The organism is Mycolicibacterium austroafricanum, from assembly GCF_000612725.1.
GTDB lineage: Bacteria > Actinomycetota > Actinomycetes > Mycobacteriales > Mycobacteriaceae > Mycobacterium > Mycobacterium austroafricanum.
Window position 1 is genome coordinate 37593 of the sequence record NZ_HG964456.1, and the last position, 25290, is coordinate 62882.

Here is a 25290-nt window from a genome sequence, read left to right on the forward strand (position 1 = left end):
CTCGATGGTGACTCGACCCGTCTGCGCTACCTCCGCACCGTCCGCGTTGGCTGCCGTCTCGTCGGCTGATGCGGTCACGCGCGAAGGTGACGGCTTGGCGCGCTTGCTGATTGGGCGATCTCGGTCAGCTCTCGATAATCCGTACGACGTACGGTGTCATCCCAGCGTGGCGCACTGGTGAGACTTTGATGGGAACGCCAGTTCGTTGCGCCTCGATCATCTGTCCTCCGCCCAAGTAGATCGCTTCGTGTTGACTTCCGCCGGGCCCCCAGAACAACAGGTCGCCGCGTTTAGCCTGAGAGGGAGGAACCTTTCGGCCGGCGTCGTACTGGTCGCCGGACCATCGCGGCAGCAGCATTCCGACGCCGGCGAAGGCGAACCGCGTAAGGCCTGAACAGTCAAAGCCGACGGTGTCCGCTCCCTGGTCGACGCCGCGGGTTGGGCCTGTGAGGCTTCCGCCACCCCAGGAGTAGGGGACACCGATTTGTGTTCCCACTCGGCGGATGACGTACTCGATCGCTTGGGGACCATTAACGCGATTTCCGCGCACGCTCGTCGACGGATCTGCGGCAGGACTGACGATTCCCAGGCTGCTGAGGAAGTTGCGACCCATATTCATCGCCGTCTGCGTCGCCAAAGTCGTGGCCTGAAGCGATGCGTTCGCGATGGCGACCGGATCACCGGGAGCGCCTGCGCTCGGCAGCTTTGGAAGGAGGGGGTCCCAGGGACCGGCAGCAGGTTGGGCCGACGCGACCGGTGGCACATGCGAGCAAAAGCAAGATAACGGTCGCGATATCTGCGGGGAGCCGTCGAGCGAGTCTCGCAATGCGGATGGCCGGGTCGGAACGGTCAGCGCCGGCAGGTGCTTCACCCTTGCCCCGGGCGGGTGATTCCATGTCTTCTCCTCGGTGCGCCGCGCGGCGAGCTACTCCCACGCGCCAATAGCGGGCTGGATCGCGAACGTGAGCGCGGCCACACAAATACGTACCTACTACGTAGGAAAGACAACTCACATTAGCCCCGTCAGTAACAGCAGTCACATAATTACAGAGGTGGAATTTGCCGCGCGGTTCGCTTCGGCGCGACCGCTGGACGAAGACCGTTCTACGGCCGGGGAAGAATGCGTGCGGGAAGGTTGCCGGCGTCGAAGAGAAGAGCGCCGAATGGACTGCGCAGCAACAGGTGTCAGCGGCGTTGGGCCGGGAGCGTTGTCGGCTCGGTGTCGAGAACTGCGGTTGCTTAGCGGTTGGCGTCCCCGGCCTTCATGGTTCGCCTCCACCGCGCCGCATTCCTACGCATAGACACATGCGCATATAACTATGTATTGTGAACTTATGGCGAAAGCGGCGACACTGACGACGGTCACTGCGCCGAACCGCACGGCCCGGCCTACCGGGTTCGCGGACGGTGACACAGCTCAGGATGATGATGGCCAATGCAAGTGCTGAAACGACTTTCGAGCATGCCGACACCAGTGGGGCCATCTTTTTCGTCGACATGTCTGGCGACACGGCACTCACCGAGATCCACGGCGATCACGTCGCCGCCCAGTTCGCCGAGGACTTCGCAGTCATGGCCAATGTAGCGCTGGGGCCCGGCGACGAGCTGACCAAGACGATGGGTGATGCCGTCATGGTCGCCAGTGCGGACGCGCCTGCGGCGCTGGCCTTCCTGCGCCGATTGGGCGTTGCAGCGGGGCTTGCCATGGGCTTTCCGATGCTTTGTGCGGGGGTCAGCGCCGGAACGGTGGTGAGACGGCGCGGCGACGTCTACGGGACGACTGTGAACGCCGCGGCGAGGTTGGCCGCACTCGCCGCACCTGGGCTGATCGTCATCGGTCGCGACGTCGCCGCGGCCGCCGCCCCGATCTCGGCCTTCCCCTCGCAGCACTCGGGCTGGTGAGCATCAGAAACATGACCAACCCGATGGAACTGTTCGCAGTGGACATCGGCGGGGAACACCAGCAGCACGTCAACCCGGTGTGCCAGCTACATGTCACCGCCGCGTCCGCCACTGTCACCCGAAGCCGTAACGGCCGAGCCTACCGTCGCTGCTCGACGGATTGCGCCGACCGATTCGACACACGGGCCGGATCTGCAAGCGAGTCTTCGGTCGCGCAGTAGTCACTCTTTGTCACACAACGGTTACGAAACGAATGGAGGGTCCACGATGGCAACGGCAGCACTGGTGTTTTACGGAATATTTATCGTCTTGGGGTTCGGGTGGCGTAGCTATCGGCAGTGGCGCCGCACCGGGTCCACGGGTATGCGTGGCTTCCATGGACGGCCGGGGTCGTTAGAGTGGCTTGCCGGTGCCGGCTTCGTGGTGGCGATTGTGGCGGGTGCGCTCGCGCCGATCCTCCAGGTAGCCGGTCTGCTGTCGCCTGTCGTCACGCTCGACGCCCCCTTATTTGCGGCGCTCGGGACGGTGGCAGCGGTGGTGGGTATCGCAGCGACATTGTGGGCGCAAGAGTCGATGGGTGACTCGTGGCGCATCGGCGTCGACGCCGGCGAAACCACCCGACTCGTCGAGGGTGGGATGTTTGGGTGGGTGCGCAACCCCATCTTCACCGCCATGCTGGTATTCGGCGCCGGCGTAGCGCTGATGGCACCAAATCCATTGGCGCTCATTGGCTTCGTCCTGTTGCTGACGTCGATCGAGCTGCAGGTCCGCTTCGTGGAGGAACCGTATCTGCATCGCACGCACAGCGAGCGCTACCGCAATTACGCCAGCCGCGTAGGACGCTTCGTTCCGCGCATCGGACGATCACCGGCCGGGGGACCGTCGGCTTGATGGCGCCCATGCCCGTGAAAGCCACATCGCTGCGCAGTTGTCGACGTGAGCGACCGCACACAACGGTGACCCGCTCCATGTGGAGCGACACGCCCTCGAAGCCCGTTCGTCAGGAGTCGCGTCCGGCGATCACGACGACACCGACGCAAGAACACCTCGAACGATGAGCCACCCGCACCCGGATAGGTCCGCAGACGACGCCCAACCGCGATGGGGCGGTGCGGCGCTCCTCCGGCCCGGAGTGCTGGCGTTCGCCGGATCCATCGGCGCCACCGATGCCCACGCCCACCACGCCGTGCAAATCATCACGGCGGCAACGCCATTGACGGTCACCGATGAGCAGGGGGCGTCACACACGGGCACGAAAGTGGTAGTGCCTACCGACGCGGCCCATCGAATCCGGGCCGGCGCCCAGGACGGCACAGTGGTGTTCCTGGAGCCCGAATCAGCGCCGGGACGAGCTGCGCACCTACGTGCGATCGACTCCGGATGGGCCATCAGCTCGGCGCTCGCCTTCACTGCGCACCGACCGCTTGCCACCGTGGTCGCCGAACTGGTCGCACACCTATCACCCGCCACGTTCGAACACGATGTGCCGGCGCGACACTCCTCGGTCGATCATGCACTGCGGTTGCTGCCAGCTCTTTTAGCAGCCGGCCCCGTGAGGGGTACCGAACTCGCGGCACGGGTGGGCCTCTCGGCGAGCCGCTTCACTCACCTGTTCACCGCGCAGGTCGGAATCCCGCTGCGGCGCTACGTGTTGTGGTCACGGCTGAGGATTGCGATCACCCTGGTCCAAGGCGGGGACGACCTGACTGGCGCCGCGCACGGTGCAGGCTTCGCCGACAGTGCCCACCTCACTCGCACCACCCGCGAGATGTTCGGCCTGCCGCCCTCGGTGCTGAGTCGGCACGTGTCCTGGGACCTCGACCCCAGCAGCTAGCCGAATCATTCAAGCCCTGGCCCGGCGGCTACCGCGACGATCAAGGCATGCGTACAACTTCCCCTGCGGCTTCGCCGTCCACCACCGCGCTCCAGGCAGTGGCCCGCTACGGCTACGTGCCGTCCATGCTGATCGGCCTCAACGGCGCGGGCATCGCCGTGGCCGCCGCGGGCGCCCCAAAATATTGGCTGGTCGCGATTCTGGCGGTTGCGATCGCCACGGGGTTCCTGGTGGAGCGGATCATTCCGTATGACCCGGAGTGGAACCACGATCGAGCCGATGGCACCCGGGACCGCATCCACGTGGCGGTCAACGAAACCCTCATCCTGGCAAGCGTGGCCGCCATCCCGCTGCTGGCCGCCATCGTCCCCGCGCACCAGTTGTGGCCACACAGTTGGCCATTCGTCGCGCAGGTTCTTACCGCGATCCTGGTCGCCGACTTTGGCATTACCGTGGTACATCTGGCCAGCCACAAGGTCGGCGTGCTGTGGCGCTTCCACGCGGTGCACCACAGTGTCACCCGCTTCTACGGCCTCAACGGCCTGATGAAACACCCGCTGCACCAAACCGTGGAGATGACCGCCGGCGTCGCACCCCTGATCCTGGTCGGGCTGCCCGTCGACGTCGCATCAGCCCTGGCCCTGGCCGTCGCGATTCAACTGCTGCTGCAACACTCCAACGCCGAGTACCGCATCGGCCCCGCCAAGTACGTCCTGGCCCTCAACGAAGGCCACCGATTCCACCACCTCAAGTGGGCCGGCATCGGCGACGTCAACTTCGGGCTGTTCACCCTGGTGTGGGATCACCTGATGCGGACCTTCTCCTATGACCCCGCAAGACGATTCGATTCCACCCAGCTGGGTATGGCCGCCAAGCCTGATTACCCCAACGGCTATCTGCGTCAAATGATCTACCCATTCACTCGACGCGGAGGGTGTGCGTCGGAGGCCACCACGACGCCGAACGGCGCCACTCAGACGTCGACCCCCGACCCGGTCTCGAAGAATCGCTGCTGACCGGCTCATCGCGTGCGGCGATAAGAAGAAGGCTGCCTCGCTGGCAGCGCCCCGGCGACGTGCGGTGGCACTGCAGATTCTCCGACTCGGCCCCGTGTTGATCAGGATTGCGCAAGCCCTTCCACGGACATATCAACGTACTTTAGTATGTGGATATGACGGAGCCGGTGGACACTTGCGATCTCCTCTGTTTGGACCTGCCGCACGCGGAGTCCATCCGGGCCACGGTTCCAGACAGCTCCACCATTCAATCCGCCGCCGCGGCGGCGCGCGGCCTGAGCGATGCGACCCGGTTGTCCATTGCGGCCGCACTCGCCGCCGGTGACGAGCTGTGCGTTTGCGACATGGCCTGGGTGGTCGGACTGCCGCAGGGCTTGGTCTCACACCATCTGCGCCAACTCAAGAACGCGTCGCTGGTGTCCTCGCGGCGTCAGGGCAAGTTGGTGATGTACCAGCTGACCGAGCGTGGCCGCCAGCTGACCGACTCGGTGCTCGCCAGTGCGGTCGCGCTTACGGAGAAGGAGACCGATCGTGTCTGATGCATGCTGCGGGCCGCGCGACGACGCCGAACTCGACGCAGGTCCCGAGAAGCTTTGGCAAGTAAGAGAGTTGCAGTTCGCGGTGCTCGCTGCGGTCCTGTTGAGCGTGGGCTGGATCGTGGGGCGGTTCGGCGGCTATGAGGATGTCGTAGAAGCCGTCGAGCTGGCGGCTGTAGCCGCCGGCGCCATCACGTTCGTGCCGGATGCGGTCCGCAACCTGCGACACGGTCGCATCGGGGTTGGCACGTTGATGACGATCGCCGCGATCGGCGCAGTCGCTCTGGGCCAATTCGCCGAGGCAGCACTGCTCGGCATCCTGTTCTCAATCGCCGAAGGGCTGGAGCACTACGCCGTCAGCCGCACCCGCCGCGGGCTTCGCTCCCTGTTGTCTCTTGTGCCGCCGAAAGCCTCGGTTTTACGGCACGGCACCGAAACAACCGTGGCCCCCGGCGAACTCGTCGTCGGTGACGTCATGGTGATCCGGCCTGGTGAACGGGCCGCCACTGATGGCACCATTCGGTCGGGTCAGACGAGCCTGGATCTGTCGGCGATCACCGGCGAATCGCTGCCCGTCGAAGCCGGCCCCGGCAGCGACGTGTTCGCCGGTGCCATCAACGGCGGTGGAGCGATCGAGGTGGAAGTCACCGCCCTGGCCGCCGACAGCTCACTAGCGCGCATCGTGCACATCGTCGAAGAAGCCCAAGAACGTAAAGGCGCCGGTCAACGACTGGCCGACAGGATCGCCCGTCCGCTGGTGCCGGCGATCATGGCGTTGGCCGCGGCCATCGCCGCGGTTGGCGCGGTGTTCGGTGACCCGATGCTGTGGCTGGAGCGGGCGCTGGTGGTGCTGGTGGCTGCCTCACCGTGCGCGCTCGCGATCGCCGTCCCGCTGACCGTGGTCGCGGCCATCGGGGCCGCCAGCCGCCATGGCGCCCTGATCAAGGGTGGCGCCGCAGTCGAAGAACTCGGCCGCATCAAGGTCGTCGCCCTGGACAAGACCGGCACCCTCACGCGCAACCAGCCCCGCGTCATCGACGTCATCACCACCGACGACTTCAGCGACGATGATGCCTTGAGGTGGGCAGCTGCGTTGGAGACACGCAGTGAACACCCACTCGCGCAAGCGATCCTGACCGCGGCCGGTGATCCGCCGACCGCCAGTGACGTGACCGCAGTGCCCGGCCATGGTCTGCATGGTGACCTCGACGGCTACCGGCTGCGCCTCGGTAAGCCCTCCTGGGTTACGCCTGGACCACTCGCCGGCGACATCGAGCGGTTGCAGGCCGCCGGCGCGACCGTGGTGGTGCTGGCCCGAGACGAACAGCCGGTCGCCGCCATCGCGGTGCGCGATGAACTTCGCCCCGAAGCAGCCGACACCGTGCGGCTGCTTACACGCCTGGGCCTCACGGTGGCGATGCTCACCGGCGACAATGCCCGCACCGCCGAAGCAGTGGCCGCCGAGGCCGGCATCACGAACGTGCACTCCGAGCTGCTTCCCGAGGGCAAAGCAGCTCTACTGCAAACCATTGCACAAGGCCGCCCGATCGCCATGGTCGGCGACGGCATCAACGACGCCCCCGCGCTGGCCACCGCTGACATCGGCATCGCCATGGGCGCCATGGGTACCGACGTCGCCATCGAAACCGCGGACGTCGCCCTGATGGGTGAAGACCTTCGCCACCTACCCCAGGTACTGGCCCACTCGCGGCGTGCCCGGCGAATCATGGTGCAGAACATCGCATTCTCGCTGGCCATCATCGCCGTCCTGATACCGCTAGCCGCATTCGGTGTCCTGGGCTTAGCCACCGTGGTCCTGATCCACGAAACCGCCGAAGTACTGGTCATCCTCAACGCCATCCGCGCCGCGCGCATCGCCGCCCTCCCCGGCGTGACAACGTCGTCGCCACGATCAACGACTCATGCCATCGACATCGGCCCGGCACCCACCCTCGACGACCCCTGCTGTGGTCCCCAACGGTCGACGCCGCCCTCAGCCACCAAACTCAACTCCCCATTGGTCGCGGCAGATGTTGCACCAAACGACCACGGATGTGACTGCTGCGCTCCCGCCGGACCTCCACTGGCCGACGACCCGACCGCATCCATAAGGGACAACCACCGATAGCCCAACACTTTCCGCACGACAGGAGTCGACTCGATGCCACGAATTGGCGAGCGTGCCCGGCGGGTCTATCGAGGTGAGATGACCGCTGCGAAATATGCGACCAGCCCCGCGGCCAGGTGGCGACATCTGGAGCGCGCACACATTGTCTCGCAACCGGATCCGTGGCTACACACCTGCAGCCACGCCGCGATGCTGAGGTTGGCGCTACGCCAGCACGACCGCCGCGAAGCCATCGGCCAGGTCCTACGCCTGATGGTCGCCGCCCCTGGCTCACTGACCGGCCGCTATCCCGTCGGCAACACCGGCCGCGTCACGGCCGGCCTCATGACACCCATGCCCATTCCCGACGACCTCGCCGCCCTCACCAACAGATGAAACCGACGGCGCCGCTTACCAAACGCCTGCCGAAACGACCCCGCTGCGCTGTCGCGGCCGCAACGGGGATCACCGCTGTGACGCTGGGCCTGGGATGGTGGGCCTTCGACCTACTGACAATGACGATCTTCACCGCCGGATTTGCCGGCGGCCTCCTGCTGTGGCTGTTCTTCCCCGCCGGCGGGCTCTGGGCAGATGTCCGAATGCCATTCTGGATTGCGTTGAGCCTGTTCCTACTTCACCGCGTCGAAGAAAAGCAGATGGAGTTCTTCGCCTTTCTGGCGACGGTTACCGGAACCTCCAAACCCTCCCCGACATCCCTGCCAGTCCTGCTGCTCGTCGCGGTGTCGGTTGGCGCTTGGCTGCTGACACCCATCCTGATGCGCCGCAACCACCCCCTAGGTCGTTACCTGGCCTGGACATTCTTCGCCTCCATGGGTCTGACTGAACTCGCTCACTTCGCCGTCTTTCCCTGGCTGAACCCCAGCGGAATCACTGCCTACGTCCCTGGAATGTGGACCGTCTTCGCTCTTGCTCCCGTCGCATGGTGGGGCATGTGGCGACTTGTTCGCGGCTGAGGGACGGGCGTCTTGACAACCCCGAAAACGACATGCCGAGGCTGGCGTCATCCCAGATAAGGTCGGCCGCCAGAGCGACAACATGGAGCGGATGCGCCCCGGTGGCCGCTATGCGTTGCGGCGCTTCGACAGTCGCGGCGTGCGGCGCGAACGATCGGTGCCATAACGCGACGCGGTGCGGCACGGCTGGGACGCCGCCGCGGTGCAGGCAGCGCTACTTGGCGACCAGCCCACGCCGTGGTGAGTCTGACCCTCACCTGGAGGGGCGTAGCTGGTGTGTCGGCTGGGGGCAGGCTGGGCGGCGGTACGTGGCCGTAACGGGCGGTGTCGCAACACGTTGTTTACGAACTTCCCGACGCTGCGGCGGCTGGCAGGGTGCGTAGTCTCGATGCCGTGGGGCTCATGACAGAGAGAGGCGACACCGCAGGCACCGGCGGCGATGCTGGCTACTTTGGGACATCCTCCGGCTGGGGGCGAGTTTTCGCTGTAGTGGTGAAGCACGGCGGGCAGCACATCTGAACGTCGCCGAGCGCACCTGAGTCTCCTAGCCCGCGCGGCCATGTGGGCCGTCATGCTTGCTTTCGTCTCGGCCACAGGAAATTTTCGTTGCGTGTTGCGCGCAATCTTCATCGAATCTTTGTCGAACCAGCACTGCAGGCTTATCGATCACCGGAAGGGTGAGTGATTGAGATGACTAGCCTGACGGATGCGGGATGGGGATGGCGAGGACAGCGCAGGTCGCAGGACATCGGAGCCGCTCCGGTAACACTGAACGAGAGACGCTATGACGAAGTCGACGATTCTCGACGTACACGGATTGAACTGGGCAAGTTCGACGGCGGTGGTGGAGGCCACTCTGCTTAGACGTCCGGGCGTGACGTCGGTCGAAGCCAATGCGGTAAATCAAACGGCGACAGTTGTTTACGACCCGACGACGACCTCGGTCGCTGACCTGGCCGGGTGGATACGTGACTGCGGCTTCCACTGCGCGGGGCGGTCGGTGCCAGACCACGTCTGCGATCCGATGTCCGAGCCCCATCACCACCCATCGGCCACCCTGGACGAGCAGCCAACGTCGGCTCCGTCGCCGACAGCCGGGGAGGTGCATGCGCATGAGGCCGCGCCGGCACGAACTCCGCAAGAAGCGATGGGTCACGGCGGCGGACACGCCGGCATGTCGATGGATCACATGGTCCGCGATATGCGCAACCGATTCCTAGTAGCGCTCGCGTTGTCGATCCCGATCATGCTGTGGTCGCCGATGGGCCGCGACATGTTCGGGTTCACCGTGCCTGCGCCGTTCGGGCTCCGCGATGACGTGTTCACCCTGTTGCTGAGCCTGCCGGTCGTCTTCTACTCGGCGTGGATCTTCTTCGACGGTGCCTGGCGAGCGCTACGGGCCCGCACCTTGGACATGATGGTGCTCGTTGCCGTGGCGGTCGGCGCAGGCTGGCTCTACAGCCTCGGGGTGACGCTGACCGGCGGCGGTGAGGTGTTCTATGAGGCCGCCTCGGTGCTGACGGCGTTCGTCCTGTTGGGCCACTGGTTCGAGATGCGAGCTCGCGGTGGCGCGAACGATGCAATTCGCACCCTGCTCGAGCTGGCGCCCCCGGTGGCAGTTGTGCTGCGCGACGGTGAGCCGGTGGAAACTCCCACCGCCGAGGTGGCAGTGGGTGACCTCCTGCTCATCCGCCCAGGTGCCAAGATTCCCGTCGACGGCACGGTGGCCGAAGGAACGTCAGACGTCGACGAGTCGATGGTCACCGGGGAAAGCCTGCCGGTGTCAAAGGCGCCGGACTCGAAGGTGATTGGCGCCTCGATCAACACCACCGGCACGTTGCGGGTCCTGGCTACGAAGGTCGGCTCCGACACGGTCTTGGCTCAGATCGTCGCGATGGTTCAGGAAGCGCAGAACTCCAAAGCCCCCGGGCAGCGGTTCGCCGACCGGGCAGCGTTCTGGCTGGTTCTGGTGGCGCTGATCGGCGGCACTGCCACCTTCCTAGTGTGGTGGGCGGTCGGCGCCGGTGTCCAGACCGCGTTGCTGTTCGCCATCACCGTCGTGGTCATCACCTGCCCCGATGCGCTGGGACTCGCGACTCCGACCGCGATCATGGTCGGCACCGGGTTGGGCGCCAAGCGGGGAGTGTTGTTCAAGAATGCGACCGCGCTGGAGACGTCGGCGCGCATCGATACCGTCGTCATGGACAAGACCGGCACGTTGACCAAGGGCGAGCCTGAAGTGACCGACGTCGTCGTCGACGGCATTCCAGAGGATCAAGTACTCGCCATGGTGGCTGCGGTCGAAACTGAGTCCGAGCATCCGCTGGCGGGGGCGATCGTGCGTTACGCGGCCGCGCACGGGATCGCTTCGGCGTCACTGACTGGTTTCCGTAACGTGCCCGGTCACGGAGCTGTCGCGACGGTAGATGGGCGCCGCGTTGCCGTCGGCAATCGCAAGCTGATGGTCGAGGAGGACGTCGAGTTCGGCGTGTTGATGCAACGCCGCGACGAACTCGCCGCCAGCGGACGCACGGCGGTCTTGGTGGGCGTCGACGGCCGGGGAGTCGGTGTCATCGCCTTGGCGGACGCTGTGCGCGAGACGTCTGCCGAAGCGGTGTCCGCGCTGCACGACCTCGGTGTCGAGGTGGTCATGCTCAGTGGCGACAATCAGGCCACTGCCGATCGCATCGCCGCGCAACTGGGAATCGACACGGTCATCGCCGAGGTGCTGCCAGGTGATAAGGCAGCCAAGATCGCTGAATTGCAACGACAGGGCAAGAAGGTCGCCATGGTCGGCGACGGCGTCAACGACGCACCGGCGCTCGCCCAAGCTGATCTCGGCGTGGCGATCGGTGCAGGCACCGACGTCGCCATCGAAACCGCAGATCTGGTGTTAATGCGATCAGACCCGCTCGACGTCGCGATCGCGCTGCAGATTGGACGGGGCACGCTACGAAAGATGCGGCAGAACCTTGGATGGGCGGTCGGCTACAACGTGATCGCATTGCCCATCGCGGCTGGGGTTTTCGTACCTTCGCTCGGCTTGGTGCTGCGGCCCGAGATCGCTGCCCTCTCGATGTCAGGTTCCAGCTTCATCGTGGCCGTCAATGCATTGATGCTGAAGAGATTGAAGCTTCCCGTACCGGCGTCAGCGGAGGCGGGCGCCAAGTCGTAACGCTCCGCGTGCCGTCGCTGTTCTGTGTTTGAGGGACTAGGCGGGTGCGGCCGCAGTCTGAAGTGAGTCGATGGCGGCCTGCATCTTTCGCGTCACTTCGTCGGCGACGTCACGCAAAGCCGGCTCTCCGGTCACCTCGACCAGTATCTGCGGGTTCATCGCCTCGACGATGACGGAGGTGTCGTCTGCACGGTCGGCTCGGACAACGACGTTGCAGGGCAGCAGCAGGCCGATTTGACGGTCCACATTCACTGCCCGGTGAGCCAATGGTGGGTTGCAGGCGCCCAGAATGAGGTACTCCTCCATGTCCTCGCCCAGCTTCGCCTTGAGCGTCGCCTTCATATCGATCTCGGTCAGGACGCCAAAACCCTGCTCTGTCAGGGCGGCTCGGGTGCGAGCGACAGCGTCGGCGAACGACGTCTGCAGCGCTGTCGACAGTGCGATGGTCATGCCGGTCCTCTCGATGGTCCTGTGGGGCGAACACAGCCAAGGCTGCGCCGCGGACCTCCCGACGCCAAGGGCGGTTGCCGTTCTTTATCGAATCTTCATAGAACGACTAGTCGGGCCATACCGGCGGCGCGAATGCTCGAAGACAGGTCGGGATACCCGCGCGTCAACTGGGCGCGCTGCAGCCGCATCGACCGTGAAACCCGGGAAGGGACTTGTTGTGATGAAGAGGAAGACGCTGGCCGTCGGTGCGGCCACCTTGGCGGCGCTGGTCACCGTTGGTGCGTGTAGTAATACCAGCACTACGCAGGGAGCTTCGTCGTCGTCGGTGTCGGCGCCTTCGTCGACATCGGCCACCGAAGCCCACAATCAGGCTGATGCCATGTTCGCCCAGCACATGATCCCGCATCACCAACAGGCGATCGAGATGAGCGACATGCTGTTGGGTAAGCAGGGAATCGACCCGCGAGTGTTGGACTTGGCCAAGCAGATCAAGGCTGCTCAGGGTCCCGAGATCGAACAGATGCAGGGTTGGCTCACGCAGTGGGGCATGTCCACGATGCCGATGATGCCCGGAATGGACGACATGCCCGGTCACGGTGGGATGCCCAGTGCCAGTGCCGCGCCCAGCGAATCTGGTGCGCCGACTCAATCGATGATGCCTGGGATGCCGGGCATGAGCGATATGCCGGGCATGCCCGGTATGGGTGATATGCCGGGGATGGAGGGCATGATGTCCGAGGAGGACATGGCCGCCTTGCAAAACGCCCAGGGAGTGGAAGCCTCCAAGTTGTACCTGACGCAGATGGTCAAGCATCATGAGGGTGCAATTACTATGGCGCAGAATGAGATCAAGGACGGCCAGTTCCCCGATACGGTCGCGTTGGCACGCTCGATCGTCACCAGCCAGCAGCAGGAGATCGACACCATGAACAAGATCCTGGCCTCGTTGTAGAAGTCAGGGCATGGCTGCGTGTCGCGCGAGTCATGTTTCATGACAGCGTTGTCGAGTTCGATTAGTGGTCATGGGCGGTCCGTGCGTGCGGGTAGCTCGATGGTGAAGGTGCTGCCCATTCCTGGTCCGCGGCTGGCCGCAGTGATGCGGCCGCCGTGGGCTTCGGTGAGTGCTTTGGCGATGGCCAACCCGATCCCCGCGCCGCCGTGGCTTCGATCGCGGGCCACATCGGCGCGGTAGAAACGTTCGAACACGTGCGGGAGGTGCTCGGCAGCGATGCCATCACCATTGTCGCCTACCGTGATGATCACTTCGCCGGGCTTCGCCGCCGCGTCGACCTCGACGCGGCCTCGCGCGGGGGTGTGGCGCAGAGCGTTGTCGAGAAGGTTCCCGATCACCTGCGCGAGGCGCAGAGGGTCGACCCACACCTCGGGCAGCGGGTTCGCGGCATCGAAGATCAGCGCGACATCCTTCTGGGCGTATCGGTCGGCTGCGGCAGACACGGTGGTGACGATCGCGGCCCGGGGGTCGATCCACTGCGGTGTGACCGCGCCGGGACCTTCCTCGGCTTGAGCGAGCGCGGCGAAGTCATCGGAGAAGCGCACCAGCCGGCTGGCTTGATCGTTGAGCACGGCAACCGTCTCGGGGTCAAGGGTTTTCACTCCGTCCTCGACGGCCTCGATGTAGGCCTTGAGTACCGAGACGGGTGTCCTAATCTCGTGGGCGAGGTCACCGAAGAGTTGGCGCCGGGTGGTCTCGACCGATTCGAGCCGTTCGGACATCCGATTGAACGCGCGGGACAGGTTCGCGAAATCCTCCCCCAAGCGCAGCGGCGACACACGGATGTCATAGCGGCCGTCGGCGACCGCAGTGGCGGCCGATGCGACCTCGGCGATGGAGTGCTGCAGGCGACGGCTGAAGTACCAGGTCACAACCAGGGCGGTCAATGCGGCTACGCCGATCGCCACCGCGATGGAGATCGCGGTGGCGTACCGGTAGGCCTCCTCGGCGTGGAACTGTTCATTGGATGAGTGAGGAAGTCCGGCGCGGTTCAGGTGTTCTCGGAACAGCGGTGGACCGACGATGACGGCGACGACCCCGGTGGTTGCGCCGCCGGCGAGGAGCACCAAGGCTTGCGCCAGCAGGAGTCGCGCCCCGACTCCAGGACTGCGCCGCGACCTGGGTTGAATGCTCGTGTCCGTTCTCACTGGCCGCTTCCCATTCGGTATCCGACTCCGCGGACGGTGATCACGTAGCGGGGATCGGCGGGGTCATCCGCCAATTTGCGGCGCAGATGTCCGATGTGCACGTCGACGAGATGTTCATTGCCACCCCAGGAGTCGCCCCACACGGCCTCGAGGAGTTGGCGGCGGCTGAAGACCACGGCCGGCCGCGACGATAACGCGGCCAAGATGTCGAACTCGGTGCGGGTGAGCAGAACTGGTTCGTCGTCGATAAATACCTGTCGGCCCGCAACGTCGATGGCCAACGGCCCGAAGGCCCGCGGCGGGGGTTCGTCGGCCGCGGTCGCAGCACTGATCGGCGTTGCGACGGTGCGAGGCCGGCGCAACATGGCGCGGATCCGCGCGACCAATTCGCGGGGACTGAAAGGTTTGGTGACATAGTCGTCGGCACCGACCGACAGGCCCACGATGGTGTCCATTTCGGTATCGCGTGCGGTCAGCATCACCACGTAGGCATCGGAGAACGTGCGAAGTTGGCGGCATACCTCCACGCCGTCGATGCCCGGCAACGCGAGGTCCAAGATGACCACGTCCGGGTCGATCTCACGGGCCTGCGCCAAGGCGTCCGCTCCGCTGTGGGCGAGGCTGACGTCAAACTGCTCGCGTCTGAGGTAGCTCGCCACGACTTCGGCCAGCGGTACCTCGTCGTCGACCACCAACGCTCGATAACCCGCAGAAGGGGTGGCCGCAGGCTTTTCCATGTCCTCATCGTGCCGCCCCGAAGGGATTCAGGAACCCGCGACCCAGGTCTTGAGCAAATCTTCATAAAACCATCGTCGATTCGCTACTCGACCGCACGAGTGTGGAACGCGAAGGAGGTGACCCCGATGACGTGGTGGAACGAAGCCGGCGCCCTGTGGGGATGGGGTGGCTGCCTGCTGGCCATCGTGATGCTGCTCGCGTTCTGGGGAGCCGTGATCGCTGCGCTGGCGGCTCTGCTCGGGGCGAACAGACCGCAGCGCCGCCAGGACATTGAAATCCAGCGCGACGCTCCGTTGCCCGGCCTCACCGCCGCCGATTGCGTCGCAACGACGAAACCCCCGCAACGCCCGTGAACCGTCAAAGCGTCGGCACGAAGATATTGACACGACGCACGTTTCTCGCGGCCACCCTCGCCGCCAGTACCGCGGCCATGGCCGCGTGCGGAAAGCCCACAAGTGTCAACCCGGCTACGGATCCGATCGCGGTCGCCGAAGCCGCGCGGCCCCACACCGGGCGCACCGTCACCGCGGCGTTGACACCTGGGCCGGCGGACATCGACCTAGGCGGACCCGTCGCCCGCACACTGGCGTACAACAACAGCGTTCCCGGACCGTTGATCCGCGCCAACGTCGGCGACGAACTGGCGATCAGCGTCACCAACGGTCTGGACCACCCGTCTTCGCTGCACTGGCATGGCATCGCGCTGCGCAACGACATGGATGGCGCAACGCCGGCGACCCCGAACATCGACCCGTCATCGACTTTTACCTACCGGTTCTCCGCGCCTCATCCCGGTACCTACTGGGCACACCCGCACACCGGCCTCGACGCCGACTACGGGCTCTACGCGCCGGTCATCATCGACGATGCCGCCGAGCCGGGACGCTACGACGCCGAGTGGATCGTGGTGCTCGATGACTGGACCGACGGCATTGGCTCCAGCCCGCAGCAGCTCTACGACGGGCTGCGTCCCGTAACGGGGGCCGGCGGCCACTCGGGTGGCATGCCCGGCATGAGCGGAACACCTGGAATGCCAGGGGTTCCCGGTGTCGGCGGCGTGGGCGCGAGCCAGCTTCTCGGGGGCGACGCGGGTGACGTCAGCTACCCCTTCTACCTGGCGAACGGTCGCATTCCGGCGGCACCGACCACTCTCACCGCTCGCCCTGGGCAGCGGATAAGGATGCGGATCATCAACGCCGCCTCCGATACCGCATTTCGGGTCGCGTTGGCCGGGCACCGGATGACCGTCACCCACACCGACGGCTTCCCTGTGGTGCCGACCGAGGTGGACGCGCTGCTGATCGGCATGGGTGAGCGCTATGACGCGCTCATCACCACCGGTGACGGCGTGTTCCCCTTTGTCGCTTCGGCCGAAGGGAAGAACGCGCTCGCGCGAGCCCTACTGTCGACCGGCGCCGGTGCCGCACCCGATCCGACGTTCATGCCACCCGAACTGCAGCGCCGGGTCGGCACCGTCGGCGTGTTCACCGCCGCGCCCGAGGCGGTCTTGGATGTCAGCAGGGCCGATGTCGCTCTGTCGGCCCGGCTTTCCGGTTCCATGGCGTCCTACGACTGGACGATCAACGGCAGACCGTTCGAAGACACCGTCCCACTGACTGTGATGCAAGGCCAGAAGGCGACGTTGACCTTCACCAATACCACCATGATGTGGCATCCCATGCACCTGCACGGCCACACCTTTCAAGTGATCAAGCCGGACGGGACTCCGGGCCCACGCAAGGACACTGTCATCGTTCTGCCGATGCAAGAGCTGACGGTGGCGCTCGCCGCCGACAACCCGGGCGTCTGGATGATGCACTGCCACAACACCTATCACCAGGAAGCCGGCATGATGACGAGCCTGAACTACTCGCCCCAACCCGGTGCCGCGCCTTCGCACGGTCAGCGGCAATGAGGCCCAAAGACCTTGAAGCGCAGTGCTCTTGGCCCTGTCGGGACGAGACGCAAACCGTAAGACTGTGGCCTATCGGCCACGGATACATCAAGAGGAGGAACGGTCATGATGTTTTGGTACGACCACGACATGGGTTGGTGGGGATACGCGGGGATGGGCGTCGGGATGGTGCTGTTCTGGGGCTTGATCATCGTCGGTATCGTCGCTCTGATCAGATACACCACGGGCAGCCCGCAAGCGCCACGCGGTGACGCGCCCACAGCCGAACAACTGCTAGCGGCGCGATTCGCCAGTGGCGAGATCGACGAAACGCAGTACCGCGAACGATTGGCGATACTGCGCGAGGCTGTGCGCCGATAACTGACGCCAGCGCCAAGCCCGCGGCGGGGGAGTCCCGCGCCGCGGGCGTATTCGCTAAAGCGTGAGGTGCCCAGCCTGGGGTTATGGTGCGGTGTGGGCCCTGCGGTACTCGTCGCCCCCTGGCGGCACTGTCGCAACGTGGACGTCTTCCGTCTGCCCAGGGGATGCGCTGCTGGTGAACCGGCGAAGCCGCAGGCTGTTGCTGACCACGAAGACCGAGCTGAAGGCCATTGCGGCGCCGGCGATCAGCGGATTGAGTAGGCCCAGTGCCGCTAAGGGAAGTGCGGCGACGTTATAGGCGAAGGCCCAGAACAGGTTTCCCTTGATGGTCCTCAGGGTTGACCGGGCCAATCGAATGGCGTCGGCGGCTGCGCGCAAATCCCCGCGCACCAGTGTCAGGTCGGATGCCTCGATGGCGACGTCGGATCCGGTGCCCATCGCCAGGCCCAGATCGGCCTGTACCAGTGCGGCGGCATCGTTGACGCCGTCGCCGACCATGGCGACGGTTCGCCCCTGCGCTTGCAGGCATTTGATGGTGTCGACTTTGTCGGCAGGGAGGACTTCGGCGATCACGTCGTCGGGGTCGATGCCGACCTCTGCGGCGACGGCGAGGGCGGCGCGCCGATTGTCGCCGGTCAGCAGAAACGGACGCAGGCCGAGCTTGCGGAACTGGCCGATGGCGTCCGCGGAGGTGCCCTTCACCGTGTCGGCGACGACGATGACGCCGCGCACCGCCCCGTCCCAGGCCACCCATACCGGGGTGTGGCCCTGGGACTGAGCGTGTTCGGCGGCGGAGGTGAGGTCGTCGGGGGCTGTCAGCGACCAGTCGTCGGTAAGCCAGCTGAGCCGTCCAACCAGGACCGCATGGCCGGCGACGACGCCGGTGACGCCGTAGCCGTTGTGGTTGGAGAAGTCTTCGACCGCTGGCAGCGTGCCGCCGGCGGCTGCTGAGGCGGCGATCGCTTCCGCGATGGGGTGTTGAGACGCGCTCTCCAAGGCTCCCGCGAACTCGAGGAGCTCATCGGAGTTCTGGCCTGCGCCGGGATGCACCCCCACGAGACTCATGCGGCCGGTGGTGACGGTTCCGGTCTTGTCGAGCACGATGGTGTCGACTCGGCGGGTGGACTCGAGCACCTGCGGTCCCTTGATCAGGATGCCCAGTTGGGCGCCGCGGCCGGTGCCGACCATGAGGGCGGTGGGGGTGGCCAGGCCGAGCGCGCAGGGGCAGGCGATGATCAGGACGGCGACTGCCGCGGTGAATGCGACTGTCGCTGAATGGCCGGTGAGCAGCCAGGCCGCCAGCGTTGCGACCGACAGCGCCAGGACGATGGGTACGAAGACCGCCGAGACCCGGTCGGCCAGGCGCTGTACCGATGCCTTGCCGTTCTGGGCGTCTTCGACCAGGCGCGCCATCTGCGCGAGTTGGGTGTCGGCGCCGATTCGGGTGGCGCGGACGAGCAGTCGGCCACCGGCGTTGACGGTGGCACCGGTGACGTGGTCGCCGGGACGGACCTCGACGGGCACGGATTCCCCGGTGAGCATCGATGCGTCGACTGCCGACGAGCCGTCGGTCACGACCCCGTCGGTGGCGATCTTCTCACCCGGTCGCACCACGAATACGTCTCCGACGCTGAGTTCTGCTGTTGGAATGCGGATTTCGGTACCGTTGCGCACGACGGCGACGTCTTTGGCGCCCATGTCGAGCAGGGCCCGCAGCGCGGCACCGGATCGTGTCTTGGCGCGCGCCTCGAAGTAGCGGCCGGCCAGAATGAACACCGTCACCGCGGCGGCGACTTCGAGGTAGATGTGCTCGGTCTCGGAACCCGCGTCGGGTAGCAGACTGAAGGCCATCCTCATCCCCGGCATGCCGGCGTGTCCGATGAACAGCGCCCACAGTGACCACAGGTACGCGGCGCTGACGCCCAGTGAGATCAGGGTGTCCATCGTGGCGGCGCGGTGGCGGGCGTTGGCCCAGGCTGCGCGGTGAAACGGCAGGGCGCCCCACACCACGACGGGAGAGGCCAAGGTCAGCGCGAGCCATTGCCAGTTGGTGAATTGCAGTGCGGGGATCATCGACATCGCGATCACGGGCACGGTCAGCACCAGGGAGATCAGCAATCGGCTCCGCAAGGAGTCGGCTTCGCCCGCGTCCGGGCCGGAATCGGTCGGGGCCGCGTCGTTCGGCGCCGCGGGGGCGGTTGCGGTGTAGCCGGTCGCTTCCACCGCGGCGATCAACACTGCCGGATCGACGGAGTTGGGGTAGTCCACCTTGGCCTTTTCGGTCGCGTAGTTGACGCTGGCCTCGACCCCATCGATCTTGTTCAGTTTCTTTTCGATCCGGGCTGCACATGATGCACAGGTCATCCCGCCGATCGACAACTCGATGCTGTGGGGTTGATCGACACCGACGATGTGATTCGGCAGGCTCATGCTCTGTCCTTTGGGTTCGGGGTTCGCGCAAGGTGAGTGCTAGCGAGGTTGATCGGTGGATAGGCGGTAGTCGCCGGCCTCGTCGAGTGCGGTGGCGACCTGCGCCACGGTCAGTGGTGTGTCGCTGGAAACCGTCACGGTGGAGATGCCTCCGGCAACCAGATCGACATGAACGTCGGTGACACCGGTGAGTGCGCCGAGTTCTGCGCTCACCGCGGCGATGCAGTGGCTGCAGGTCATGCCGGTCACGGCGTAGGACTTGGTGGTTGTGGTCGTGCTCATGGCGTTCTCCTTGACCGATGCTGGTGGGTGTGTGTCCGAGGACCTCGGTGCGCAGCAACTGCAGCCCGAGGAGGTGGGGGGAATCAGGGGCAGGGTGGCGGTGAGCTGTCGGGTCATTTCTGGCCACTTTCGCTTGCGGGATGGGCGGTTTCGGATGTGTGCTCAGGAACGGACGAGACGCGCGATTGCTGCCGAGGCTTCATCGATCTTCTGCTCGGCGATGTCGCCGCCCTGGTGGACTGCGTCACGGACGCAATGGGACAGATGTTCGTCGAGAAGCGACAACGCCACCGACTCCAACGCTTTGGTTGCCGCCGATATCTGGGTGAGCACGTCAATGCAGTAGGCGTCCTCGTCGACCATGCGCGCAAGGCCACGGACCTGCCCCTCAATTCTGCGCAGTCGCTTGAGATGTGCGTCCTTCGAGGCTGCATACCCGGGTGTCTTCGTATCCATGACTCCTCCTCCCTAATACCCCATAGGGGTATAAGAAGCAATATACCCCTATGGGGTATCAATCTGTCAAGGGGCCAACGTCACCAGAAGTGCGACGGATACCTCAGCTGCATAACCGGGCCCGCCCGCGTGGGCGTCGAGGGTGTGCAATTCAGCGCGCCGACTGGCCCTCCCGCGTGCGGCGCATCAGCCCGCCGCATGATCATCAAGCCGACCCGCCCCGTTGCTCATGGGTTCCCGCGCGGGTCGATTACTTTGGCCGCACCTGATTCCATGTGATTCCTGAGCTGCCAGATGTTGGAGCCGACCATGTAGGTGTTGATCGCAGGATCTGGTGTGATCTTCAGGAAGCAGATTCGCGTTTCGCCGCGGCGGTAAGACTCTTCGTAAGCCTTGAGGATTCGGCGGCCTATCCAGAACTGGCGGAAGGCATCCCGCCCTTCGTCGTCAGTCCAGTCGAGGATCTTCGCGTGTCCGCTCAACTGGAGGGTTGCTGGTGGGAGGAACCACAGGAGCCGCCTCGGCAGCGGAACCACGAGCGAGACCCGCGGATGCCGCACGACATTGCGCGCCTTCTTCAGGTGCCGGCGGGTCATAACGAAGATGGAGATGGCACCGCCGAGCTCAGACACGCGGTAGTTGACTCCCGCTGAGCACGGTTTGCCCTCTTCGTCGGTCGTCGAAAGTACCGCAAACGTTTGCTTCCGTAGATGGCCGAGAACCAGCTCGAACGTGACAGGGTGATCCTTCACCATGACGCCCGGCGGCTCGGTGACCGACGAAGCGCGGTATTCATGTGCACCCGCCGACCCATGTGTTGCGGGACTCGTTGGAAAGAGCCCGTGGCGTGGACGCCGGGGTGCTTACAGGGACGAGGCACCTGCCCGGCCCACTCCCGAACACAGGTCACGACACCACCGCCATCAGGGTCGCCACGATCCAGAGTGCCGCCGCAGCGGAGAGCGGCCACCGAAATGTGGAGTGCAGCGCGAAATTCACCAACGCCATAACCCCAATCGACGATGCGCCGGTGACCGCCAGCACCGCGACCGCCGACGACTCGGCGTTGCGAATGTCAGTGGCTGCCAGGTAGATGGTGAGTGTTCCGGTAGCCACTGCGTATCCGCCAAGGACGATGAACACCAGACGCAACCACCCACGCAGGCTCGGTACGGCAGCATCGATCTCGTCCGGGGTGCGGCGTAGATAGCGCAAGTCCTCGGGCAGCAGAGCAGGCCGGGCCAACCGAAAGAACCCGCCAATCCCGACGAGGATCGCGCCACCGACGCCGAACAGCCATGCGGCGGCGATCATCAGGTCGACTTCCCGCCGCGGGTGAGGACCACTGAGGCTACGATCAATAGCCCACCCAGCCAGACGAACCCAGTTAGTAATGGCCAGGTTTCGTCGAAACGCGAGGTGAGACTGGTATCAAATAGCAACCTGGTCACGCCGTACCCGGGAAGAAACTGGGCCCACTCCTGAGATACAGGGCGAAGCATCGGACTTTGGATGATTCCCAGGTCGAGAAAAGGGATCAAGAATGCGACGAACACCCCCGCGACCTTGCCCAGCAGTGGCCCGATGACTACACCGATCAGGGCGTAGATGGCGGTGATCAGCAGGTTGGCAGCAATGTAGCCCGGCCACTGCCTGGCGTCGAAGACGGTCGCGGTAACCCCCATGGTGGCCGCCGTGATGACGATGGCGGCTACGGCGACCACGCCCAATCGGGCAGCCAGCACCACGCCAGTGCGGTAGCCGGCCAGCCGCAGGCGTCGGTCCCCGCCGGCAGCATCGACCACTACGAACATCCCAACCAGTGCAGCCAGCGCACCGATGCCGATCGGGGCCATCGCTCCGGCGTGTACCTCGGGAAACCAGAACGACTGGTTTGAAACGGCGCCGTTCTCGGTGACCGACACCATTAGAGATCGCCCCGGCGTGGTCACCTTCGACAGCAGCACGAACGCCGCCGGCACAATAACTAGCAGCACCAGCAGCACGCCGTTTCGCCGCAGATCGACCAGACCGAACCTCAGCGCAGTCGGTAACTGGCCGGCCGTGCGCTGACGCCGTCGCGCGGTGCGAGAACCCGCCGCCACCAACGCGCCGGCCACAGCAAGAGCGCCGAGCATCCAAACCGAGGCGAGGCCGAGATCGCCGAGCCGTCCAGCGTGGTGCGAGGGCGTGTCGACCATCCACAACGTGACGAAGTGAGTGGGAAACCAGCGAGTGAACACGTAATCGCCGCCGCTGCCGGCAGGCCCGACGAACACGTCGATCATCCAGATCAACAAGATGATCACCGCACCGTTGACCGGATTGGCAACCGCTATCCCTACTAGCGCACCGATCGCCAGGTAGATGACGGAGAACATCAGCGTACCGACGATCACCCGGACCGGATGGTCGATACCGACACGCACGGCCAACGCGGCGAGCGCCACTCCCGAGACGAGTCCCGCCATGAGCAGACCGGTGCCCGCCCGGGCAGCGAGCAACCGCGCCGTTGGTAAGCCGACCAGTTGCAACCGCTTGTCCGCGCGTCGCGCCGAGCGGATCTGGAAGTACATTGCGAGCCCCGACAGGAAGCCAGCTGCCCAGCCGGCGGTCGCCGTTTGGGTTGCGATGCCGGGTCGTCCCCGTAACAGTTCCATCGCGTCGGCGATCGAACCGGCCGCGACCAGCACGAACACGAGCGGCACCAGGACCAGCATGATCAGGTTCACCGGGTTGCGGACATAGTCGGCGATGAAGCTGCGGGTCAGCAGCAGCGTCGGCCGCCACTGCTCATGGGCTGCGGTCGTCACTGGGGACCCCCTGCCCTCCGTACTGTCCTTCGCATAGCCGCCCGTCACACGGCTTGACGATGCGATCGAAGCGGTGCTCGTCAGCGACGAAGTGGCTAATGATCAGCACCGACCGTCCGTCGTCGCGACGACGGGCCACCAGATCCCAGAACTTCAGATAGGTGTCCCAATCGAAGCCGGCATAGGGCTCATCCAGCAGCAGCACTTGCGGGTCGGCCAGCATCGCCAATGTCAGGTTGAGCTTGGCCAGCGTGCCGCCCGACAACCGATCCGCCCGTGTGCCGGCGTATCGTTCAAATCCCAACGCCTCGTAGAGATCTCGGCGCGCGCGCCGTTCGGCCTCATGCGTCATACGGTAGGCGCGCGCGAACAGCTCAATGTGCTCATCACAGGTCAGGCGTTCGTATACCACCGGCTGCTGCGGGCAATAGCCCAGCACGCCGGAGCGGGCCACCGTGCCCGCGTCTGGGGCAAGCTCGCCAACCAAGATCTTCATGATTGTTGACTTGCCTGAGCCGTTCTCCCCAACAAGACCGACCACTTCGCCAGGCTGCAGCGTCAGATCGACGCCGCGCAGCACCTGCTGGTGGTGCGAGATCGGCCAGGTGCCGCGGCGAAACGACTTCTCGATACCGCCGGCCGTTAACACCGCGGCGGCGGCCTCGACCACCGGCAGCTTCGTTATGGCGTCGGTCCCAGTGGTGTGATTCATGACCGACCTCCTGCGTGGGAGCCGTCGGTGCTGGGCGGTGGCGAGGCGCCGGTGGGCAGGGGCGGCGGTGTCGGGCGATGCCAGGCGGTGCGGCTGTCACCGGAGTGAGCGGTTTCCGGCACGGTTTGGGGACGAGATCGCAAGTGCGGCATGAATGCCGGAGTGCGTGCCGTGTACGCGTTCCATGCGGGGCCGAATTGGTCCGCCGCGTCGCGTTCTTCGCTGCGCGCCAGCCGCGCGTAGACGTAAACCAGCACTGGGAACATCATCAGTGTGGGAATCGTCGGCCACTGCAGCAAGAAGCCGAGCATGACTAGTAGGAAGCCGTCGTATTGCGGGTGACGTACCCAGGCATACGGGCCGGTTGTGGCGAGTCGATCGGCTTGGGCGGCCGCATGCAAGTGTCGCCAGGCGACCGCGATCAGCCAGAAACCGCCACCGATCGCCGCGTAGCTGGCCAGATGAAAGGGGCTCAGGTGCGGGTCGCCGGTCCAGCCGATGAGGTCGTTCCACAGGTGCCCGCCGGCGTGGGTGTCACGTAGGAGCGGGAAGCGCGATCCCAGCCAGCCGCCGAGCAGGTACACGGTCAACGGGACGCCGTACATCTCGGTGAACAACGCCACCAAGAACGCGGTGTAGCCGCCCATTGCCCGCCAATCTCGATGCGTTCTCGGACGAAAGAAGCTCAGCCCAAAAGCCATGAACAACAACGTGTTCACGATCACTAGCGGCCATAATCCGTAGGCTGCATCTGCCATCGCCAAGACCTCCTGATCGGTGATGGACGTGGAGGTTTATGACCGTCCCGCAGAGTCGCGATGCTCCGGCGTATCGGACCGGTCATGCTTGGTGTCGTTACCGTGCCCGCCGCCCATTCCGCCCATCATGAACATCATCATCAATGGGCATGCCAGCGCAAAGAGCAGCAGCGCCGACGTCGACAGCGGAACACCGATGGCCAGCGCAGTTACGAAAGCGGCGGCCAAGGCCAAGGCGTACCAGGGTAGGTACTGTGTTTTCATCTCGAGGTCCTTCCGTTCGGGCCGCCCTCAAGCATGCGCTTCTACCCTGGCGATGCCCATGGAACTACGTAGGTGATACGTAGGACGAAAGTCCCTGTCTGATTCGCCCAGAGGCCCTATGGCGGACCCGCCAACGCGATCGTTCTCGTCGGCGTCGGCATCGGCGTCGGTGCTGGCATCGGCGGTAGGCGTCGCATCCGGTCTGCGGCACGGTCATCACGAGCCGGCGGTGTGAAACCCGATCACCACGATCGGACACGCGGACGATCACGGTCGTGCGGCGCCACCCGCTACGTAGCCGGTCGTCGAGTCAGCCGGCACGCCAGCGACACCGGCGCCTGTCGAGGCTCCTTCGCCTGAGTCGCTTCGCCACGAAACGGGCGTTGATCACAACCACGACGAGTAGCG

The 25290-nt window shown here is 65.2% G+C and carries 25 protein-coding genes and 1 pseudogene; 13 read left to right on the forward strand and 13 right to left on the reverse strand.

Annotated features, from left to right (window positions below):
• Window positions 1–124 precede the first annotated feature (124 nt).
• Window positions 125–896: pseudogene (ripB, locus tag BN976_RS32845) on the reverse strand (NlpC/P60 family peptidoglycan endopeptidase RipB).
• A 601-nt stretch (window positions 897–1497) separates the two neighbouring features.
• Between ripB and BN976_RS34485 the strand changes: the two are divergent.
• The 9 genes from BN976_RS34485 to BN976_RS22790 all read left to right on the forward strand — a co-directional run bounded on the left by BN976_RS34485 (window position 1498) and on the right by BN976_RS22790 (window position 11544).
• Window positions 1498–1902 carry a nucleotidyl cyclase domain-containing protein gene (locus BN976_RS34485; protein ID WP_235622115.1) on the forward strand — a complete coding sequence of 135 codons (405 nt, stop codon included), beginning with the start codon at window positions 1498–1500 and terminating at the stop codon, window positions 1900–1902.
• Between the two features lie 267 nt (window positions 1903–2169).
• Window positions 2170–2793, forward strand: a complete 624-nt coding sequence (locus BN976_RS22755) for a methyltransferase family protein (protein WP_011780869.1) — start codon at window positions 2170–2172, stop codon at window positions 2791–2793.
• Window positions 2794–2956: 163 nt separating this feature from the next.
• Window positions 2957–3736 (forward strand): AraC family transcriptional regulator, encoded by a 780-nt coding sequence (locus BN976_RS22760; RefSeq protein ID WP_036374380.1) that lies wholly within the window; start codon window positions 2957–2959, stop codon window positions 3734–3736.
• Window positions 3737–3783: 47 nt separating this feature from the next.
• The gene (locus BN976_RS22765) at window positions 3784–4752 is read left to right on the forward strand and encodes a sterol desaturase family protein (RefSeq protein ID WP_011780867.1); all 969 of its coding nucleotides are present in this window, start codon (window positions 3784–3786) and stop codon (window positions 4750–4752) included.
• A gap of 155 nt (window positions 4753–4907) precedes the next feature.
• The gene (locus BN976_RS22770) at window positions 4908–5291 is read left to right on the forward strand and encodes an ArsR/SmtB family transcription factor (protein WP_011780866.1); all 384 of its coding nucleotides are present in this window, start codon (window positions 4908–4910) and stop codon (window positions 5289–5291) included.
• On the forward strand, window positions 5284–7416 hold the full coding sequence (locus tag BN976_RS22775; protein ID WP_011780865.1) for a heavy metal translocating P-type ATPase: 2133 nt from the start codon (window positions 5284–5286) through the stop codon (window positions 7414–7416). Before BN976_RS22770 ends, BN976_RS22775 begins: the two co-directional genes overlap by 8 nt.
• Before the next feature lie 33 nt (window positions 7417–7449).
• On the forward strand, window positions 7450–7791 hold the full coding sequence (locus tag BN976_RS22780) for a DUF3703 domain-containing protein (RefSeq protein ID WP_011780864.1): 342 nt from the start codon (window positions 7450–7452) through the stop codon (window positions 7789–7791).
• A gap of 77 nt (window positions 7792–7868) precedes the next feature.
• On the forward strand, window positions 7869–8369 hold the full coding sequence (locus tag BN976_RS22785; RefSeq protein ID WP_011780863.1) for a hypothetical protein: 501 nt from the start codon (window positions 7869–7871) through the stop codon (window positions 8367–8369).
• 784 nt (window positions 8370–9153) lie between these two features.
• Window positions 9154–11544 (forward strand): heavy metal translocating P-type ATPase, encoded by a 2391-nt coding sequence (locus tag BN976_RS22790; protein ID WP_011780862.1) that lies wholly within the window; start codon window positions 9154–9156, stop codon window positions 11542–11544.
• Between the two features lie 36 nt (window positions 11545–11580).
• Here BN976_RS22790 and BN976_RS22795 read toward each other — a convergent pair whose 3' ends face one another.
• Window positions 11581–11994 carry a DUF302 domain-containing protein gene (locus BN976_RS22795; RefSeq protein WP_011780861.1) on the reverse strand — a complete coding sequence of 138 codons (414 nt, stop codon included), beginning with the start codon at window positions 11992–11994 and terminating at the stop codon, window positions 11581–11583.
• A 220-nt stretch (window positions 11995–12214) separates the two neighbouring features.
• Between BN976_RS22795 and BN976_RS22800 the strand changes: the two genes are divergently transcribed.
• The gene (locus BN976_RS22800; protein WP_011780860.1) at window positions 12215–12946 is read left to right on the forward strand and encodes a DUF305 domain-containing protein; all 732 of its coding nucleotides are present in this window, start codon (window positions 12215–12217) and stop codon (window positions 12944–12946) included.
• Window positions 12947–13014: 68 nt separating this feature from the next.
• Here BN976_RS22800 and BN976_RS22805 read toward each other — a convergent pair whose 3' ends face one another.
• Complete coding sequence (locus BN976_RS22805; protein ID WP_011780859.1) at window positions 13015–14154, reverse strand: sensor histidine kinase; 1140 nt, start codon at window positions 14152–14154, stop codon at window positions 13015–13017.
• Window positions 14151–14891: a response regulator gene (locus BN976_RS22810; protein WP_011780858.1), complete on the reverse strand. Its 741-nt coding sequence runs from the start codon at window positions 14889–14891 to the stop codon at window positions 14151–14153. The genes BN976_RS22805 and BN976_RS22810 overlap by 4 nt, the downstream gene beginning before the upstream one ends.
• Before the next feature lie 126 nt (window positions 14892–15017).
• Between BN976_RS22810 and BN976_RS22815 the strand changes: the two genes are divergently transcribed.
• The 3 genes from BN976_RS22815 to BN976_RS22825 all read left to right on the forward strand — a co-directional run bounded on the left by BN976_RS22815 (window position 15018) and on the right by BN976_RS22825 (window position 17167).
• A complete protein-coding gene (locus tag BN976_RS22815) occupies window positions 15018–15245 on the forward strand; it encodes a hypothetical protein (protein WP_011780857.1) in 228 nt (75 codons plus the stop codon).
• Window positions 15242–16807 (forward strand): multicopper oxidase family protein, encoded by a 1566-nt coding sequence (locus tag BN976_RS22820; RefSeq protein WP_011780856.1) that lies wholly within the window; start codon window positions 15242–15244, stop codon window positions 16805–16807. Before BN976_RS22815 ends, BN976_RS22820 begins: the two co-directional genes overlap by 4 nt.
• A gap of 105 nt (window positions 16808–16912) precedes the next feature.
• Window positions 16913–17167, forward strand: a complete 255-nt coding sequence (locus tag BN976_RS22825) for an SHOCT domain-containing protein (RefSeq protein ID WP_011780855.1) — start codon at window positions 16913–16915, stop codon at window positions 17165–17167.
• Window positions 17168–17248: 81 nt separating this feature from the next.
• Here BN976_RS22825 and BN976_RS22830 read toward each other — a convergent pair whose 3' ends face one another.
• The 9 genes from BN976_RS22830 to BN976_RS22870 all read right to left on the reverse strand — a co-directional run bounded on the left by BN976_RS22830 (window position 17249) and on the right by BN976_RS22870 (window position 24882).
• Window positions 17249–19597: a heavy metal translocating P-type ATPase gene (locus BN976_RS22830; RefSeq protein WP_011780854.1), complete on the reverse strand. Its 2349-nt coding sequence runs from the start codon at window positions 19595–19597 to the stop codon at window positions 17249–17251.
• A 39-nt stretch (window positions 19598–19636) separates the two neighbouring features.
• Window positions 19637–19879: a heavy-metal-associated domain-containing protein gene (locus tag BN976_RS22835; RefSeq protein WP_011780853.1), complete on the reverse strand. Its 243-nt coding sequence runs from the start codon at window positions 19877–19879 to the stop codon at window positions 19637–19639.
• Between the two features lie 162 nt (window positions 19880–20041).
• Window positions 20042–20335 carry a metal-sensitive transcriptional regulator gene (locus tag BN976_RS22840; protein ID WP_011780852.1) on the reverse strand — a complete coding sequence of 98 codons (294 nt, stop codon included), beginning with the start codon at window positions 20333–20335 and terminating at the stop codon, window positions 20042–20044.
• A gap of 227 nt (window positions 20336–20562) precedes the next feature.
• Window positions 20563–21090 carry a pyridoxamine 5'-phosphate oxidase family protein gene (locus BN976_RS22845; protein ID WP_011780851.1) on the reverse strand — a complete coding sequence of 176 codons (528 nt, stop codon included), beginning with the start codon at window positions 21088–21090 and terminating at the stop codon, window positions 20563–20565.
• 151 nt (window positions 21091–21241) lie between these two features.
• The gene (locus BN976_RS22850; protein WP_011780850.1) at window positions 21242–21649 is read right to left on the reverse strand and encodes a hypothetical protein; all 408 of its coding nucleotides are present in this window, start codon (window positions 21647–21649) and stop codon (window positions 21242–21244) included.
• Entirely contained in the window at window positions 21649–23148 is a 1500-nt protein-coding gene (locus BN976_RS22855) for an ABC transporter permease (protein WP_036374384.1), read from the reverse strand. The genes BN976_RS22850 and BN976_RS22855 overlap by 1 nt, the downstream gene beginning before the upstream one ends.
• Complete coding sequence (locus BN976_RS22860) at window positions 23129–23860, reverse strand: ATP-binding cassette domain-containing protein (RefSeq protein ID WP_011780848.1); 732 nt, start codon at window positions 23858–23860, stop codon at window positions 23129–23131. Before BN976_RS22860 ends, BN976_RS22855 begins: the two co-directional genes overlap by 20 nt.
• The gene (locus BN976_RS22865; protein WP_011780847.1) at window positions 23857–24618 is read right to left on the reverse strand and encodes a methyltransferase family protein; all 762 of its coding nucleotides are present in this window, start codon (window positions 24616–24618) and stop codon (window positions 23857–23859) included. The genes BN976_RS22860 and BN976_RS22865 overlap by 4 nt, the downstream gene beginning before the upstream one ends.
• 36 nt (window positions 24619–24654) lie before the next feature.
• Window positions 24655–24882: a DUF2933 domain-containing protein gene (locus tag BN976_RS22870; RefSeq protein WP_011780846.1), complete on the reverse strand. Its 228-nt coding sequence runs from the start codon at window positions 24880–24882 to the stop codon at window positions 24655–24657.
• Window positions 24883–25290: the final 408 nt, after the last annotated feature.

Bases quoted from the DNA above. Each gene is read 5' to 3' on its own strand.
- BN976_RS22800 (WP_011780860.1), top strand. From the start codon at position 12,215: ATGAAGAGGAAGACGCTGGCCGTCGGTGCGGCCACCTTGGCGGCGCTG.
- BN976_RS22825 (WP_011780855.1), top strand. From the start codon at position 16,913: ATGATGTTTTGGTACGACCACGACATGGGTTGGTGGGGATACGCGGGG.
- BN976_RS22815 (WP_011780857.1), top strand. From the start codon at position 15,018: ATGACGTGGTGGAACGAAGCCGGCGCCCTGTGGGGATGGGGTGGCTGC.
- BN976_RS22795 (WP_011780861.1), bottom strand. From the start codon at position 11,994: ATGACCATCGCACTGTCGACAGCGCTGCAGACGTCGTTCGCCGACGCT.
- BN976_RS22760 (WP_036374380.1), top strand. From the start codon at position 2,957: ATGAGCCACCCGCACCCGGATAGGTCCGCAGACGACGCCCAACCGCGA.
- BN976_RS34485 (WP_235622115.1), top strand. From the start codon at position 1,498: ATGTCTGGCGACACGGCACTCACCGAGATCCACGGCGATCACGTCGCC.
- BN976_RS22810 (WP_011780858.1), bottom strand. From the start codon at position 14,891: ATGGAAAAGCCTGCGGCCACCCCTTCTGCGGGTTATCGAGCGTTGGTG.
- BN976_RS22845 (WP_011780851.1), bottom strand. From the start codon at position 21,090: ATGGTGAAGGATCACCCTGTCACGTTCGAGCTGGTTCTCGGCCATCTA.
- BN976_RS22860 (WP_011780848.1), bottom strand. From the start codon at position 23,860: ATGAATCACACCACTGGGACCGACGCCATAACGAAGCTGCCGGTGGTC.
- BN976_RS22765 (WP_011780867.1), top strand. From the start codon at position 3,784: ATGCGTACAACTTCCCCTGCGGCTTCGCCGTCCACCACCGCGCTCCAG.
- BN976_RS22835 (WP_011780853.1), bottom strand. From the start codon at position 19,879: ATGAGCACGACCACAACCACCAAGTCCTACGCCGTGACCGGCATGACC.
- BN976_RS22840 (WP_011780852.1), bottom strand. From the start codon at position 20,335: ATGGATACGAAGACACCCGGGTATGCAGCCTCGAAGGACGCACATCTC.
- BN976_RS22850 (WP_011780850.1), bottom strand. From the start codon at position 21,649: ATGATCGCCGCCGCATGGCTGTTCGGCGTCGGTGGCGCGATCCTCGTC.
- BN976_RS22870 (WP_011780846.1), bottom strand. From the start codon at position 24,882: ATGAAAACACAGTACCTACCCTGGTACGCCTTGGCCTTGGCCGCCGCT.
- BN976_RS22755 (WP_011780869.1), top strand. From the start codon at position 2,170: ATGGCAACGGCAGCACTGGTGTTTTACGGAATATTTATCGTCTTGGGG.
- BN976_RS22790 (WP_011780862.1), top strand. From the start codon at position 9,154: ATGACGAAGTCGACGATTCTCGACGTACACGGATTGAACTGGGCAAGT.
- BN976_RS22865 (WP_011780847.1), bottom strand. From the start codon at position 24,618: ATGGCAGATGCAGCCTACGGATTATGGCCGCTAGTGATCGTGAACACG.
- BN976_RS22770 (WP_011780866.1), top strand. From the start codon at position 4,908: ATGACGGAGCCGGTGGACACTTGCGATCTCCTCTGTTTGGACCTGCCG.
- BN976_RS22780 (WP_011780864.1), top strand. From the start codon at position 7,450: ATGCCACGAATTGGCGAGCGTGCCCGGCGGGTCTATCGAGGTGAGATG.
- BN976_RS22830 (WP_011780854.1), bottom strand. From the start codon at position 19,597: ATGAGCCTGCCGAATCACATCGTCGGTGTCGATCAACCCCACAGCATC.